The sequence below is a fragment of the Methylobacterium sp. J-077 genome (genome assembly GCF_022829365.1).
Lineage (GTDB): Bacteria > Pseudomonadota > Alphaproteobacteria > Rhizobiales > Beijerinckiaceae > Methylobacterium.
The window spans coordinates 63,076-76,682 of sequence record NZ_JAKSYJ010000167.1; the positions used below are offsets into that span (position 1 = coordinate 63,076).

Here is a 13,607-nt window from a genome sequence, read left to right on the forward strand (position 1 = left end):
GCAAGGGGCGCTTCCGGCACGGGGCCGGCAAAAGGAAAGCGGAATGCACCTGTTCAGGAAGGCGACGCCCACCCTCTTCCCGCTGCGTCCGGGCTCGTCCTTCGGCGCCAGCGCCGGACGGGGCGAGGCTGCACCGTTCGGGCGGTCCGAGGCGGGCGGCCCGGAAGTCACGGCCTTCACCCTCGACAACGGCCTCGACGTGGTGGTCGTGCCCGACCACCGGGCCCCCGTGGCGACCCACATGATCTGGTATCGCAACGGCTCGGCCGATGATCCGTTGGGCCAGTCGGGCATCGCCCATTTCCTCGAGCACCTGATGTTCAAGGGCACCGAGACGCACCCGGTGGGCGCGTTCTCGAAGGCGGTCTCGGGCCTCGGCGGCCAGGAGAACGCCTTCACCAGCTACGACTACACCGCCTATTTCCAGCGGGTCGCCCGCGATCATCTCGGCACCATGATGGCGTTCGAGGCCGACCGCATGAGCGGCCTCGTCCTCGACGACGCCGTGGTCGCCCCCGAGCGCGACGTGGTGCTGGAGGAGCGGCGCATGCGGGTCGAGACCGACCCCTCCGCCCAGCTCTCCGAGGCGATGGCCGCCTCGCTGTTCGTGCACCACCCCTACGGCATCCCGATCATCGGCTGGATGCACGAGATCGAGGGCCTGAACCGCGAGCACGCGCTGGCCTATTACAAGCGCTTCTACACCCCCGAGAACGCGATCCTGGTGGTGGCCGGCGACGTGACCCCGGACGAGGTGCGCCGTCTCGCCGAGACCACCTACGGCCGCGTCGCCCCCCAGGGCGCCCGGCCCGAGCGCCTGCGGGCGCGGGAGCCCGAGCCGAAGGCCCTGCGCCGGGTCGCGGTCGCCGACCCGAAGGTCGAGCAGCCGACCCTGCAGCGGCTCTACCTGACCCCCTCCTGCATCACCGCCCGGGACGGCGGCTGCCACGATCTCGAACTGCTCGCCGAGGTGCTGGGCGGCGGCTCGACCTCCTATCTCTACCGCAAGCTGGTCATGGAGACCGGCCTCGCGGTGAATGCCGGCGCCTGGTACATGGGCTCGGCGATCGACGAGACCCGGTTCTCCGTCTACGCGGTGCCGGCCGAGGGCGTTTCCCTGGAGGCGCTGGAGGAGGCCGTGGACAAGATCCTGCGCCGCGCCCCCGCGGAGGCCTTGGGCGCCGAGGCGATCGAGCGGGCCAAGACCCGGCTGGTTGCCGAGACCGTCTACTCCTCCGACAGCCAGTCCTCGCTGGCCCGGATCTACGGCTCGGCGCTCGCGATCGGCGAGACCATCGAGGAGGTCCGCCGCTGGCCGACCGATATCGAGGCGGTCTCGCAGGAGCGCCTCAAGGCCGCCACCGAGCGCTGGCTGACCCCGGCCCGCTCGGTCACCGGCTACCTGACCAAGGCTCAGGACCCCGACGCCCCGGTCGCGATGGCCGCGGAATAGTTCTTTCGGGCGCATCCCGGCGGGCGGTTTCTGGCCCCGCCGGGACCTGCATCAGGCCGTGAGCCTCGACCGGCTCCGCCGCCCGTGACACGATGAAAAAGAGGTTCCCATGAGCGTCGCCGAGACCCTGGTCGACACCGCAGCCGCCGCCAGCTCGCCCACCACGGCCCTGCCGGTCACCACCGCCGCCGGCATCGAGGCGTGGCACGTCGAATCCCCCGTGGTGCCGATGATCGCCCTGGCCTTCACCTTCGAGGGCGGCGCCGCCCAGGACCCGGCCGGCAAGGCCGGCTGCGCCCAGATGCTGGCCCGGCTGCTCGACGAGGGGGCGGGCGACCTGACCTCCGACGCCTTCCAGGAGCGGCTGGCCGCCCGGGCGATCGAACTGTCCTTCCATGCCGGCCCCGACGCGATCGGCGGCTCGCTCAAGATGCTGGTCAAGCATGCCGACGAGGGCATCGCGCTCCTCGCCCTGGCGCTCGCCAAGCCCCGCCTCGATCCGGACGCGATCGAGCGCGTCCGCGGCCAGGTCATCGCCGGCCTGCGCTACCAGCAGAACGATCCGGGCGTGCTGGCCTCGCGCCGGTTCTTCAAGGAGGCGTTCGCCGGCCACGCCTATGCCCGGCCCTCCTCGGGCACGGTCGAGAGCGTGACCACGATCACCCGGGACGACCTGCTGGCGATGCATGCCCGCATCATCGGGCGCGGCCGGGTGAAGGTGGCGGCGGTGGGCGCCATCGGGGCCGAGCAGCTCGCCGAGGGCCTCAACCGCGCCTTCGGGGCGCTGCCGGATGCGGGTGAACTGAAGGCGGTGCCGCGCACCGAGGTGCAGGAACTCGGCAAGCGCATCGTCGTGGACCTCGACGTGCCGCAATCGGTGATCCGCTTCGGCATGGCCGGCGTGGCCTGGCGCGACCCGGACTTCATCCCGGCCTACGTGCTCAACCACATCCTGGGCGGCGGCGCCTTCACGTCGCGCCTGTTCCAGGAGGTGCGCGAGAAGCGCGGGCTGGCCTATTCGGTCGGCACCTCGCTGGTGAGCCACCGCTCGGCCGCGATGACCTGGGGCTACACCGCCACCAAGAACGAGCGCGTCGGCGAGGCTCTGTCGGTGATCGGCGACGAGATCGGCCGGCTGATCACGGACGGGCCCGACGACGACGAGCTGCAGAAGGCCAAGGACTACCTCACCGGCTCCTACGCGCTCGGCTTCGACACCTCGACCAAGATCGCCCACCAGCTGGTGCAGATCGCCTTCGAGGAGCTGGGCATGGACTACATCGCCCGCCGCAACGCCCTGGTCTCGGCCGTGACCCAGGCCGACATCCGCCGCGCCGCCGCCCGGACCTTTGCGGACGGGAAGATGCTGGTGGTCGCCGCGGGGCGGCCGGTCGGGCTCTGAGGGGTCAGGCCGCCGCGGGGGAGAGCGGCGCGATCCGCTCGATCTCCGGCCCGATGCTGAGGCTCAGCGTCTCCACCTCGTATTGGCGCTGGAGGTTGAGCCAGAACTCCGCGCTCGTGCCGAAATAGCGGCCGAGACGCAGGGCCGTGTCGGTCGAGACCCCGATCTGCTCGGCGGCGATCCGCTCGATCCGGGTCCGCGGGACGCGGCAGGCCCGCGCCACCGTACCGGCCGACAGGCCGAGGGGAATCAGGAAATCCTCGCGCAGCACCTCGCCGGGATGCAGCGGCGGCAGGACGGTGTCGGTCTCGTACGCGACGGCCATCGGGTATCTCCCATCGGAGGGGGGCGAACGCCGCTGTGTGCTGCGGGTCAGCCCTGCACTCGCAATGCCGACAGCGATTCTTAACTGAGGCGCATCGGAGCAGGGTCCAAAAAATGCAGCTCACCGGCATCCATCACCTCACCGCGGTGACCGCCCGCGCCGCGGAGAACGTGGCGTTCTACACCGGCACGCTCGGCCTGCGGCTCGTGAAGAAGACCGTGAATCAGGACGACGTCTCGGCCTATCACCTGTTCTACGCGGACGGGCTGGCGAGCCCCGGCAGCGACATCACCTTCTTCGACTGGCCGGCGCCCCCGGAGCGGCGCGGATCGAACAGCATCACCCGCACCCACCTGCGCGTGCCGGGCGAAGGCGCGGTGATCTGGTGGCACGCGCGCCTGCGCGAGGCCGGAACCGTGGTGGCCGAGCCCGCCCTGCGCGACGGCCGCCTCACCTTGGATTTCGAGGATCCCGAGGGCCAGCGCCTCGCCCTGGTCGATGACGGCGGCACCGGCCCGGAGCATCCCTGGGACGCCTCCCCGGTTCCGGCGGCCTACCAGGTCCGGGGCTTAGGCCCGATCCGGCTGTCCGTGCCGGATCCGTCCCGGACGGCCGCCGTGCTGACCGATCTGCTCGGCATGCGCCGGGCACGGACCTTCGAGACCGGCGACGGCCCGGTCGCGGTCTACGCCATGGGACCCGGCGGCCCGGCCGCCGAGATCCAGCTCCTGGCCGACGCCGCGCCGCCGGCGCAGCAAGGCGCCGGCGCGGTCCACCACGTCGCCTTCCGCATCCCCGACGCGGATTACGAATCCTGGGCCGATCGGCTGAAGGCCGCCCGGGTACCCAGCAGCGGGCCGGTGGATCGCTACTACTTCCGCAGCCTGTATTTCCGCGAGCCCAACGGCATCCTGTTCGAGATCGCCACCGACGGGCCCGGCTTCACCGCCGACGAGCCCCTGGAGAGCCTGGGCGCGCGCCTCGCCCTGCCGCCGTTCCTGGAGCCGCGCCGGGCCGCGATCGAGGCCGGGCTGAAGCCGCTCCGGCCGGTCACCGCCGGTTAGAATATTCGAACGATTCCAGGCGATTCACTTCTTCGGCAGGTGTGATCCTGGCGCGCCTTGACGGGCGTGCTGCAACTGCGAAAGAAGCACCCGACAAGAAGAACCCATAGGGGTTCGACATCCGGATCCCGATGCGCTTCCGCGCGGGGTCCAACCCCGCGCCCGCGGGGCGGCGGCGATCCGCCGAACCTCATGGACCCCGACTCATCGGGGGCATGGGCCGAGCGTCAGAGGAATTCGAGGACTGATCCGTCGATGAGCAAGTTCTACGAGGAGCGCGTTCTGTCGGTGCATCACTGGACCGACAACCTGTTCTCGTTCCGCACCACGCGGGATCCGGCGTTCCGGTTCCGCAACGGCGAGTTCACCATGATCGGCCTCGAGGTCGAGGGGCGGCCGCTGCTGCGTGCCTATTCGGTGGTCTCGGCCAATTACGAGGAGGAACTGGAGTTCTTCTCGATCAAGGTCCAGGACGGGCCGCTGACCTCCAAGCTCCAGCATCTCAAGGTCGGCGACCCGATCATCGTCGGCAAGAAGCCCACCGGCACCCTGGTGCTCGACAACCTGCTGCCGGGCCGCAACCTCTACCTGCTCGGCACCGGCACGGGGCTCGCCCCGTTCCTGTCGATCATCAAGGACCCGGAGACCTACGACCGGTTCGAGAAGGTCGTGCTGGTCCATGGCTGCCGCCAGGTGCAGGAGCTGGCCTATGGCGAGACCATCACCGAGTCCCTGCCCAAGCACGAGTTCCTGGGCGAGATGATCTCGAACCAGCTGATCTACTACCCGACCGTGACCCGCGAGCCGTTCCGCAACCGCGGCCGGATCACCGACCTGATGGTCTCGGGCAAGCTGTTCTCCGATATCGGCCTGCCGGCGATGTCGGTCGAGGCCGATCGCTTCATGCTCTGCGGCAGCCCCGACATGATCCGCGACACCCGCGAGCTGCTCAGCACTGGCGGCTACGAGGAAGGCAACCACGGCGAAGGCGGTCACTACGTGATCGAGAAGGCCTTCGTCGAGAAGTAAGCGTCCCTGCCCCGGGGACGACGTCTTCAGAAGCGAGCGGTCCCCGTCTGGAAAGCCGTGACCCGGTCGTCTTCATGGCGATCGTCGCGGCTTTCGCGTCTTCCGAGGTCGGTGGTGCGACGCCAGCGTTTCGGATTCCGGCTCGATGCGGTCAGGCGTGCAGCGCTGCCACGTCGGCCTCGTCCAGCACGGCCTGACCCATCGCCAGGCCGACCAGCGTGACCAACGCCGCCACGGCTACGTAGCAGGCGATGCTGAAGCCGCTCGGATCGCGCGACAGCAGCCACGTGAACACCAGGGGCGCGACCGCACCACCGATGATCCCCGCGATCGTGTAGGCCAACGAACTGCCGGTATAGCGCAGCCGGGCGTGGAATTGCTCGGCGATGAACGCCGCCTGGGGCCCGTACATCAGCGAGTGGAAGAAGAGCCCTGCGGTCACGCCGATGATCAGCAACGGGAGGCTGGCGGCCGCGGTCATGGCGAAAAATACGAAAATCCAGACTGCGCCGCCGACCGCGCCGACACTGTAGACGAGCTTCCGGCCCCAGCGATCCGAGAGGTGACCCGCGAACGGGATGGTCACGAGCTGGATCGCCGACGCGATCATGACGGCGGTGATCGCCTCTCCGCGGGGCATCTTGAGCTGCGCCGTCGCGTAGGTCAGTACGAAGACCGCAAACATGCCGTACAGGACGTCCGGTCCGACGCGGCACAGGATCGCCGCAACGAGCGGACGGCGCTGGGTCGTGAGCACGTCGGTGACGGGAGCCGCCGGCCTCTCGCCCCGCTCCTCGATCGCCTTGAAGACCGGAGTCTCCTCGAGACGGTGCCGGATCCAGAGTCCGAAGCCGACCAGGATCGCCGACAGGAAGAAGGCAAGGCGCCAGCCCCAATCCAGGAATTGCGCGTTGGTGAGGCAGCCGGCCAGGAGGGCTAGGACGCCGTTGGCCAAGAGCGTTCCGAGCGGGGGCCCGACCTGGGCCGCCGACGCCCAGAAGCCCCGCTCTTCGGGCTTGCTGAACTCGCTGGTCAGGAGAACCGCCCCGCCCCATTCGCCGCCGACACCGACGCCCTGTGCGAAACGCAGCAGCACCAGCATGAGCGGGCCGAAATAACCCGCCTGTGCGTAGGACGGCAGAAAGCCGATGAGGAACGTGGCCACACCGATCAGCAACAACGTCCAGATCAGGACCTTCTTGCGGCCGATCAAGTCGCCGAGCCGCCCGAAGACCACGCCGCCGAGGGGGCGGGAAACGTAACCCACCGCGTAGGTTCCGAACGCCTTCAGCGTGCCGGTCAAGGTATCGTCGCCGGGGAAGAACAGCTGGCCAAAGACCAGGGCGGCCGCCACACCGTAAACGGCGAAATCATACCATTCCAACGAGGTGCCGGCGAGGCTGGCGATGAAGGCGCGCTTCAGGCCCTGTTTCCGAGTCGTCCCATCCTCAGGATGAACACTCACGTCCACGCGCGCACTTCCTTGCCGTTATGCCGACGCATTGTATACCTGAGCTCTTGAGGGTCGAGACGATCGAGCAGGCAGAGCCGCCTCGTTTTCAGTCATCCCGCCGAAAAACTGGAATCCGCTCGCATGCAGTCTGTAGAACTCGATGTCGTCGGGGTCGGCGCGCGGCGCGTGAAGATCGACTGGATCCTCAACGGCGGATATGCGGGGCGCGACCAGAGCGAGGTGCAACACCACATCGATGAGCTGGCTGCGCTCGGCGTGCCGGCCCCAAAGACCACGCCGACTCTCTATCCGCTCTCCCAGCACCTCGTCAGCCAGGGCACCCTGTTGCAGGCGCCGCACGCACGCAGTTCCGGCGAGGCGGAATGGGCCATGATTGTCGGCGACAATCCGGACGACATCCTGATCGCGGCGGCCTGCGACCACACCGACCGGGCTCTCGAGGTCCACGGCGTCGCGTGGTCGAAGCAATCCTTCCCCGATATGATCGGCGATGTTGCCTGGCGCTATGCCGACATCGAGGCGTCCCTGGACGGCTTCACGCTCCAGGGCTGGGTCAGCCATGGCGGTACGGAGCTGTTGATCCAGGATGGAACGCCGGCGCAATTGCTGTCGCCGCGCTACTGGATCGATCGCCTTCGCGCCGCCGGCTTGCTGCGGGCCGGCACCCTGCTTCTCAGTGGTACGATCCCTATGACGCCGGGGATCGATCAGTTCGCCGAGGGGTGGCGCGTCGCGCTCGCTGACGGCGCAGGCAATGTCAGCCGTGTCGCCTATCGCGTCGATGTCCTGCCCCGGGCCTGGGAGTAGGGCCGGGCCGCACCGCATAGCGGCCGGGGCGGAAGGCTATCGCTCGCCCTGCGGGACCGTCGGCACGCCGTCCGCGAAGGGGCCGCCGCCGGCGCTGAACAGCTTGCGCAGGAAGCCCGGGGCGATGGCCGAGAGGGGGTTCACGCTCACATCCGGCGAGGCGAGCTTGCCGGCGACGCGGAAATTGACCGCGAACAGGCCCTCGTTGTGCCCGCCCCCAAGGAGCGGCCCGAGCAGCGGCAGCTGCGAGGCAACGTTGTTGAGGCCGTAGAGCGGCACGAAGGTGCCGTTCATGTCGGTGCGCTCCCGGCCGGTATCGAGCCAGCCCGACAGGGTGAAGCCCATCGCGGCGTTGGAGATCGCGGCGTCGCTGAAATCGACCCGGCTGCCGCTGCGCACGAAATTGGCCCGCATCCGGTCGAAGGTCACGTCGCCCGCCGCCCGGCCCGGGGCGATCCGGCGGCCGCGGGTCGCGTCGGTCTCGGCCGGTTCCGGTCCCTGCGCCATGATGCTCGACAGGGCCGGCTCGTTGCGGAGCGAGAAGTCGCGGATCTGGACCACGCCGGCCTGCGGGCCGTCGTTGAGGCCGATCCCGGCGGTGAGGCGCCCGCCATACATCCGCCGGTACACGTCGACGAAGCGCAAGGTCGCGCCGGCATCGGCCGATTCGACCGCCAGCGTCGGCACGCCGCGCTCGCCCCTTGTGACGGTGGCGGCGAACGGGGCCGCGCGGAACCGCCCGGTGATGTTGGCGGCTTTCAGGGTCCGGCCGTGCAGCGACAGCCGCAAATTGGCGTTGGTCAGCGCCTCGTCGTTGAAGCCCGCCACGATCGGCACCTGAATGTCGGCGTCGATATCCTTCGGATTGGTTTCCTTCGCCTCCTTGCCGCTTTTGGCGTCCGGGCCGCCGAGCGACTTGAGGAACGGCCGCGCATCCACCACCGCGCCCCGGACCACGACCTTGTAGCCGTTGCCGGTGCGGTCGAGGCTCACCCGCAGGTCGTCGCCCGGCGACAGCTTGACGCCCGTCAGGTCGGCGCGCTCCAGGCCGCCTTCCGGGCTGATCGTGAGGCTGCCGCGGGCGGCGGCCGGGGCGGCGTCGAGGGCGAAGTCGCGCAGCTCGTAGGTCTGGCCGCCATCCAACAGCGTGAAGCTGACGCGTCCCGGCTTGCCCGCCGGCTTGGTCAGCCCGGGCACCAGCCCGTCGATGCCGGCCTTGGCGAGATCCGCCTCGACCTTGATCGGCGGCTTGCCCGATCCGGGCCGGCCGATCGGCACCACGGCGCGGACCGGGATCGTGCCCGAGAGCTGCGGCGCGGTCGGCAGGCCCTTCTTGACCCGCAGGGCCTCGTCGAGGGCGAGGGTGACCACCGCCTCGCCGGGCTGGCCGACCTTGGGCTGGCGCATGTCCACCGAGACCGGAGCGCCCCCGACCCGGCCGTCGCCCTTCAGGGTGAAGGCGCCGCGATCGTACAGCAGGGCGAACTTGCCCGCTTCCAGGCGGTCCTTGCCCATCACCTTGTCGACCGAGAGGTCGGAGAGCGTCCCCGACAGGGTCACGGGCAGGCTCGGCAGGTCGGGCACGTGCTTGAGGTCGAGGGGGAAGTCGACCCGCAGGTCGGCGTTGCCCTTGATCGTGGCCGGGTCGACATCGACGCTCATCAGGCTCTTGAACAGCTTCGCCTGGAGCACGGAGGCCATGCCGTCGGCGCCCCCGGAGAGCCGCATGCCGATCTGGGCCACGACCCGATCCGGGGTGATCTGCGGGATCACGAAGCTGCCGTCCGAGACCGAAAGCCCGCGGCCGTCCGGGCCGCGGATCTCGGCGGTCACGTTGCGCACGGTGGTGGAACGGCCGGTGATGGTCCCGGAGACGTTGCCCTTGACCACCGGCGGCGCGTCGGCGGTGACGTCCAGCGCCGCGTCGGAGACGCGGAAATCGATATGCACGGCGTCGTCCGGGGCCGGCTCGCCCTTGGTCGCGGCGGCCAGCACGGTGCCGGACATCTTCACGCGGATGTCGACGGCATCGATCCGGCCGCGGCGCAACTGGTCCACCAGATAGGTGCGGGCCGGCGGCGCGATATGCTCCGGCCACAGCCGCAGGCCGGTCCGGACCTCGCCGTCATGGCCGAGGATGCGCAGCGTCAGGCCGCCCTCGTCCGCGCTGGTGCCGATCGTGCCGGTGATCACCCCCTGCACGCCCGGGGCCGAAACATTGAGGGCGTCGATGGCGATGCCGCCGTCGCGGCCGGTGAGCTGCGCGTCGAGCGCGTCGATCTTCACCGGCGCGTCCTTTGCGGTCGCCCCGCGCAAGACGGCGTCGCGACCCGCGAGCGTCGCGGTCCAGGCCGTGGCGGCGTCCGGCGGGCTCTCTTTCCAGGTCCCGGTCAGGTGGACCGCGTTGCCGGCCCCCCGGTAATCCAGGCCGGTCAGCGACATGACCCGGCCGGCCTCGTCCCAGTTCAGGGTCGCGTCCAGGCTCTCGACCGTGACGGGGTTGAAGTCCTTCTCCTCGATCAGGAAGGTGCCGTCCCCGGTATGGACCTTGGCGCTCATGGTCTTGATGCGTCCGGCCGCCAGGCTCACGTCGGCGCGGGCCGAGAGCTTGAGATCGGTGGTCAGCGGCAGGCTCGATTGCCCCGAGAGCAGCAGCAGGTCGGGCACCGGCAGGTCGTCCAGGGTGATGACCCCCGAGCGCTCCTGCGTGTCCCCGCCCTCGCGCAGCGAGCCGCCGAAGCGCCACTCGCCGTGGGGGCCGTCCAGACGCAACTCGAAGTTGCGGGTGCCGTTGACGGGATCGCGCCCGAACAGCCCGTTGACCCGGGCGAACACCGCGCGCTCGCGGCCGTCGTCGTCGATCAGCCGCAGGCGCGCATCGGTGATGCGGGCGCGGTCGAGGGCGCCGACGATGCCGCTGGAATCGAGCACCACGCCGAAGATCGAGGCCAGGGTCGCCGAGAGCGGCGAAACCTTGCCCCGGGCCTCGTCCACGCTCGGCGGTGTGTGCGGCTCGATATCGACCGGGTGGTTGGCCTCGGAGGCCGCGAACGCGATCGATCCGTCCCGGTGCACGAGGGCGGTGGTCTGCGTCTCGCGGAACTCGATCGAGCGCGGCTGCAGGTTGAGGTGCAGGAGGCCCCAGGGGTCGAGGCTGACCACGGCCAGCGGCGCCCGCACCACCAGCTCGCCCTCCGGGTTGCGGATGTCGAGGCCGGAGAAGCGCAGGCTCAAGGCGTTCTCACGGTCCAGCTCGAGGCTGCTGCCGCGGATCCCGATGCTCCAGCCCGGCCCGATCCGCTCGGCCACCGCGGCCGCGACCCGGCGCGACAGGGCGTCGATCTGCAGCGGGCCGTTCGACAGGCGCAGGACCGCCAGCCCGATGCCGCCGCCGACGAGCAGCACCAGGGTCAAGGCGCCGACGAGGCAGAACCCGCCCCAGCGTCGCGCCCTCCCCCGAGGCTTGCCTGCCAAGGTCGTCTCGTCCGCCATCGGGACCCTTGTTCCGGGGGCTTCGCGCGCGGAACTCCGCGGCCGGTGGATCGAAGCGCGTCCGCGCTTTACAGCGGGCGTGACTCCGAGTTCTGGTCGGGCGGCGCGGCGCAACCTTATGGAGCTGCCGCGCATGGCGGGACTGCACACCATCAATCGGCCGAAAGGAAGGCACGATGCCATTGTCAGAGGGCGATCCGGCCCCCGATTTCGACCTGCCCGCCTCCGGCGGAGGCCGGATCGCGCTGTCGGCACTCCGCGGTCACAAGATCGTGCTCTATTTTTATCCGAAGGACGACACGAGCGGCTGCACCCTGGAGGCTCAGGACTTCAACGGCCTGCTGCCGGCCTTCGCCGAGGCCGACGCGCAGGTGATCGGCCTGTCGCCGGACCCGGTGAAGAGCCACGACAAGTTCTGCGGCAAGTACGGCCTCGCCTTCCCGCTCGCCTCCGACGAGGACAAGGGCGTGCTGGAAGCCTACGGGGTCTGGGTTCAGAAGAGCATGTACGGGCGCACGTACATGGGCGTGGAGCGTACCACCGTGCTGGTCGACCGCGACGGGCGGATCGCCAAGGTCTGGCCGAAGGTGAAGGTGCCCGGCCATGCCGCGGCGGTGCTGGACGCCGTCCGGGCGCTGCCCTGACCGGGCGATGGAGCGCTGCGCGACAGATCCTTAACCCTAATCGGGTCTGAATGGCGGCTCCCACGGGGCCGTCCCGATGCATCGCGCGCCGCTTCCCAAGATCCGCACCAAGTTCCTCGCCGCCGGGCTCGCCCTCGCCCTCCTGTGGGCGCTCGGCGCCTCCTACCTGATCGTGTTCCACGACGACGTGCTCGCCGGCTTCGTCGCCCGCCAGGGCGCGATGCGGGACGCCTACGAGGCCCGGCTCGCCGAGCTGCAGGACCGGCTCGACCGGGTCGGCCGCGACCGGGCCGGCTCTGAATCGAGCCTGGCCGATCGGGTCGCGGCGGCCTTGGAGCGGCAGGCCGAGCTGGAGCGGCGCCAGGCGGCCCTGGCCGGGCTCGGAGCCCAGACCGCCGATCCGCTCACCACCGGCGCGCTGCCGCGCCCGGATGAGACCCAGGACGGGTTCGGCCTGCGTCCGGCTGAGGCGGGCGCGTCGCCCCCGTTCCCGTCTCAGTCCCCTGACCTTCCCCGCCGCAGCGCCATCGACGCCGAGACCGGGCTGATCCGCCTTGAGGCGCGGCTGGACGGTGTAGGGGCCGCGCAAGGCGAGCGCCTCGCCCGGGTGGTCGAGCGGGCCGGCGACACGGTCCGGCGCCTGCGCGGGCTGATCGGCCGCACCGGCCTCGACCCCGACCGCCTCGACCGCACGGCGGCGACCGGAACCGGCGGCCCGCTGGTCCCCCTCGATGCCCGCGCCCTGGACGGGACCGGCCTCGCGAACGGTTTCGACAGCAGTTTGGCCCTGGCCCGCCGGACGCTCGGCGACGGCGCGCGCCTGCACCGGCTCGCCGCCGGGCTGCCGCTCGGCCGGCCGACAGGCGGCGAGCCGGTGGTGTCGAGCCCGTTCGGCGCCCGGCTCGACCCGTTCACCCGGGGGCTTGCGCTCCATACCGGGCTCGACCTCAGGGCCGAGTACGGCGAGCCCGCCCGCGCCACCGCCCCCGGCCGGGTGAGCGCCGCGGACTATGCCGGCGGCTATGGCAACATGGTCGAGATCGACCACGGCCACGGCGTGGTCACCCGATTCGGCCACCTCGCCCGCATCGCCGTCCGACCGGGCCAGCGCGTCGCCGCGGGGGACGTGGTCGGCTTGGTCGGGTCGACCGGGCGCTCCACCGGGGCGCATCTGCACTACGAGACCCGGATCGACGGCGAGCCGGTCGACCCCCAGCGCTTCCTCGAGGCCGGTGGGGACCTCGCGGCAGCGCTCGCAACCGATTGAGCCGGTGCCGGAATCAGAGACTCATGCTATCGTCGCGCCACCGAACGGAGGCCGCCATGGCATTGGCTGTGAGGCGCGACGCCCGCATGAACGTCGCCGAGTACCGGCGCTGGGTCGAGCCGCGTCCGGACGAGGAGCGCTGGGAACTGCTCGACGGCGAGCCGGTGCTGATGGCGCCCCCGAGCGCCCGGCACCAGCGCATCGTGACCAACCTGCTCACGCGCCTCGACGCGCTGGCCGAGCCGCGCGGCTGCGGCGCCTATCCGGGCCTCGCGATCCTGAGCGACGCGATGGACGATTACGCGCCCTACCCGGATGTCGTGGTCCATTGCGGGTCGATGCCGCCCAGCGGCTACATCGACGACCCGCTGGTGATCGCCGAGGTGCTCTCGCCCGGCACCATGACCAACGACCGGGGCCGCAAGCTCGCCTTCTACGCCACCGTCCCGAGCCTCCAGACCCTGATGATCGTCTATTCTGACGAGGCCCGGATCGAGGTCTGGCGCCGGGATGCCGGCTGGACGATGCGGGTCGCCGGGCCGGACGAGTCCGTCGCCCTGCCGGAACTCGGCGGCGGCCTGCCGGTGGGCGAAATCTACGCCCGGGTGGCCTTCTGAACCGGCGCTGTTGCGGGCGCCATCGCGGGTGCT

At 70.5% G+C, this 13,607-nt stretch carries 11 protein-coding genes; 8 read left to right on the plus strand and 3 right to left on the minus strand.

Annotated features, from left to right (window positions below):
- Positions 1-43 precede the first annotated feature (43 nt).
- Positions 44-1,453: a M16 family metallopeptidase gene (locus tag MKL11_RS21045; RefSeq protein ID WP_243947004.1), complete on the plus strand. Its 1,410-nt coding sequence runs from the start codon at positions 44-46 to the stop codon at positions 1,451-1,453.
- Positions 1,454-1,562: 109 nt separating this feature from the next.
- Complete coding sequence (locus MKL11_RS21050; RefSeq protein WP_243947006.1) at positions 1,563-2,855, plus strand: M16 family metallopeptidase; 1,293 nt, start codon at positions 1,563-1,565, stop codon at positions 2,853-2,855.
- A gap of 4 nt (positions 2,856-2,859) precedes the next feature.
- Here the strand turns inward: MKL11_RS21050 and MKL11_RS21055 are convergent, their stop codons facing one another.
- A complete protein-coding gene (locus tag MKL11_RS21055; protein ID WP_243947008.1) occupies positions 2,860-3,180 on the minus strand; it encodes a HigA family addiction module antitoxin in 321 nt (106 codons plus the stop codon).
- 113 nt (positions 3,181-3,293) lie between these two features.
- Between MKL11_RS21055 and MKL11_RS21060 the strand changes: the two genes are divergently transcribed.
- Together MKL11_RS21060 and MKL11_RS21065 are read left to right on the plus strand one after the other, a co-directional pair.
- Entirely contained in the window at positions 3,294-4,244 is a 951-nt protein-coding gene (locus MKL11_RS21060) for a ring-cleaving dioxygenase (protein ID WP_243947009.1), read from the plus strand.
- 255 nt (positions 4,245-4,499) lie between these two features.
- Positions 4,500-5,273 carry a ferredoxin--NADP reductase gene (locus MKL11_RS21065; protein WP_243947011.1) on the plus strand — a complete coding sequence of 258 codons (774 nt, stop codon included), beginning with the start codon at positions 4,500-4,502 and terminating at the stop codon, positions 5,271-5,273.
- Between the two features lie 151 nt (positions 5,274-5,424).
- Here MKL11_RS21065 and MKL11_RS21070 read toward each other — a convergent pair whose 3' ends face one another.
- A complete protein-coding gene (locus MKL11_RS21070; protein ID WP_243947013.1) occupies positions 5,425-6,744 on the minus strand; it encodes an MFS transporter in 1,320 nt (439 codons plus the stop codon).
- Between the two features lie 168 nt (positions 6,745-6,912).
- Between MKL11_RS21070 and MKL11_RS21075 the strand changes: the two genes are divergently transcribed.
- The gene (locus tag MKL11_RS21075; RefSeq protein WP_243947015.1) at positions 6,913-7,554 is read left to right on the plus strand and encodes a DUF2848 family protein; all 642 of its coding nucleotides are present in this window, start codon (positions 6,913-6,915) and stop codon (positions 7,552-7,554) included.
- Between the two features lie 36 nt (positions 7,555-7,590).
- Here MKL11_RS21075 and MKL11_RS21080 read toward each other — a convergent pair whose 3' ends face one another.
- Complete coding sequence (locus MKL11_RS21080) at positions 7,591-11,046, minus strand: DUF3971 domain-containing protein (RefSeq protein ID WP_243947016.1); 3,456 nt, start codon at positions 11,044-11,046, stop codon at positions 7,591-7,593.
- 176 nt (positions 11,047-11,222) lie between these two features.
- Between MKL11_RS21080 and MKL11_RS21085 the strand changes: the two genes are divergently transcribed.
- From MKL11_RS21085 to MKL11_RS21095, 3 genes are all read left to right on the plus strand, one after another.
- The gene (locus tag MKL11_RS21085; protein ID WP_243947017.1) at positions 11,223-11,690 is read left to right on the plus strand and encodes a peroxiredoxin; all 468 of its coding nucleotides are present in this window, start codon (positions 11,223-11,225) and stop codon (positions 11,688-11,690) included.
- Between the two features lie 76 nt (positions 11,691-11,766).
- Complete coding sequence (locus MKL11_RS21090) at positions 11,767-12,957, plus strand: M23 family metallopeptidase (RefSeq protein ID WP_243947018.1); 1,191 nt, start codon at positions 11,767-11,769, stop codon at positions 12,955-12,957.
- 56 nt (positions 12,958-13,013) lie between these two features.
- Entirely contained in the window at positions 13,014-13,574 is a 561-nt protein-coding gene (locus MKL11_RS21095; RefSeq protein WP_243947019.1) for a Uma2 family endonuclease, read from the plus strand.
- The last annotated feature ends 33 nt before the right edge of the window (positions 13,575-13,607 follow it).

What these genes read in the sequence shown, in the direction of transcription:
- MKL11_RS21085 (WP_243947017.1), top strand. Translation starts at nt 11,223, where the DNA reads ATGCCATTGTCAGAGGGCGATCCGGCCCCCGATTTCGACCTGCCCGCC.
- MKL11_RS21050 (WP_243947006.1), top strand. Translation starts at nt 1,563, where the DNA reads ATGAGCGTCGCCGAGACCCTGGTCGACACCGCAGCCGCCGCCAGCTCG.
- MKL11_RS21065 (WP_243947011.1), top strand. Translation starts at nt 4,500, where the DNA reads ATGAGCAAGTTCTACGAGGAGCGCGTTCTGTCGGTGCATCACTGGACC.
- MKL11_RS21060 (WP_243947009.1), top strand. Translation starts at nt 3,294, where the DNA reads ATGCAGCTCACCGGCATCCATCACCTCACCGCGGTGACCGCCCGCGCC.
- MKL11_RS21045 (WP_243947004.1), top strand. Translation starts at nt 44, where the DNA reads ATGCACCTGTTCAGGAAGGCGACGCCCACCCTCTTCCCGCTGCGTCCG.
- MKL11_RS21055 (WP_243947008.1), bottom strand. Translation starts at nt 3,180, where the DNA reads ATGGCCGTCGCGTACGAGACCGACACCGTCCTGCCGCCGCTGCATCCC.
- MKL11_RS21090 (WP_243947018.1), top strand. Translation starts at nt 11,767, where the DNA reads ATGCATCGCGCGCCGCTTCCCAAGATCCGCACCAAGTTCCTCGCCGCC.
- MKL11_RS21080 (WP_243947016.1), bottom strand. Translation starts at nt 11,046, where the DNA reads ATGGCGGACGAGACGACCTTGGCAGGCAAGCCTCGGGGGAGGGCGCGA.
- MKL11_RS21095 (WP_243947019.1), top strand. Translation starts at nt 13,014, where the DNA reads ATGGCATTGGCTGTGAGGCGCGACGCCCGCATGAACGTCGCCGAGTAC.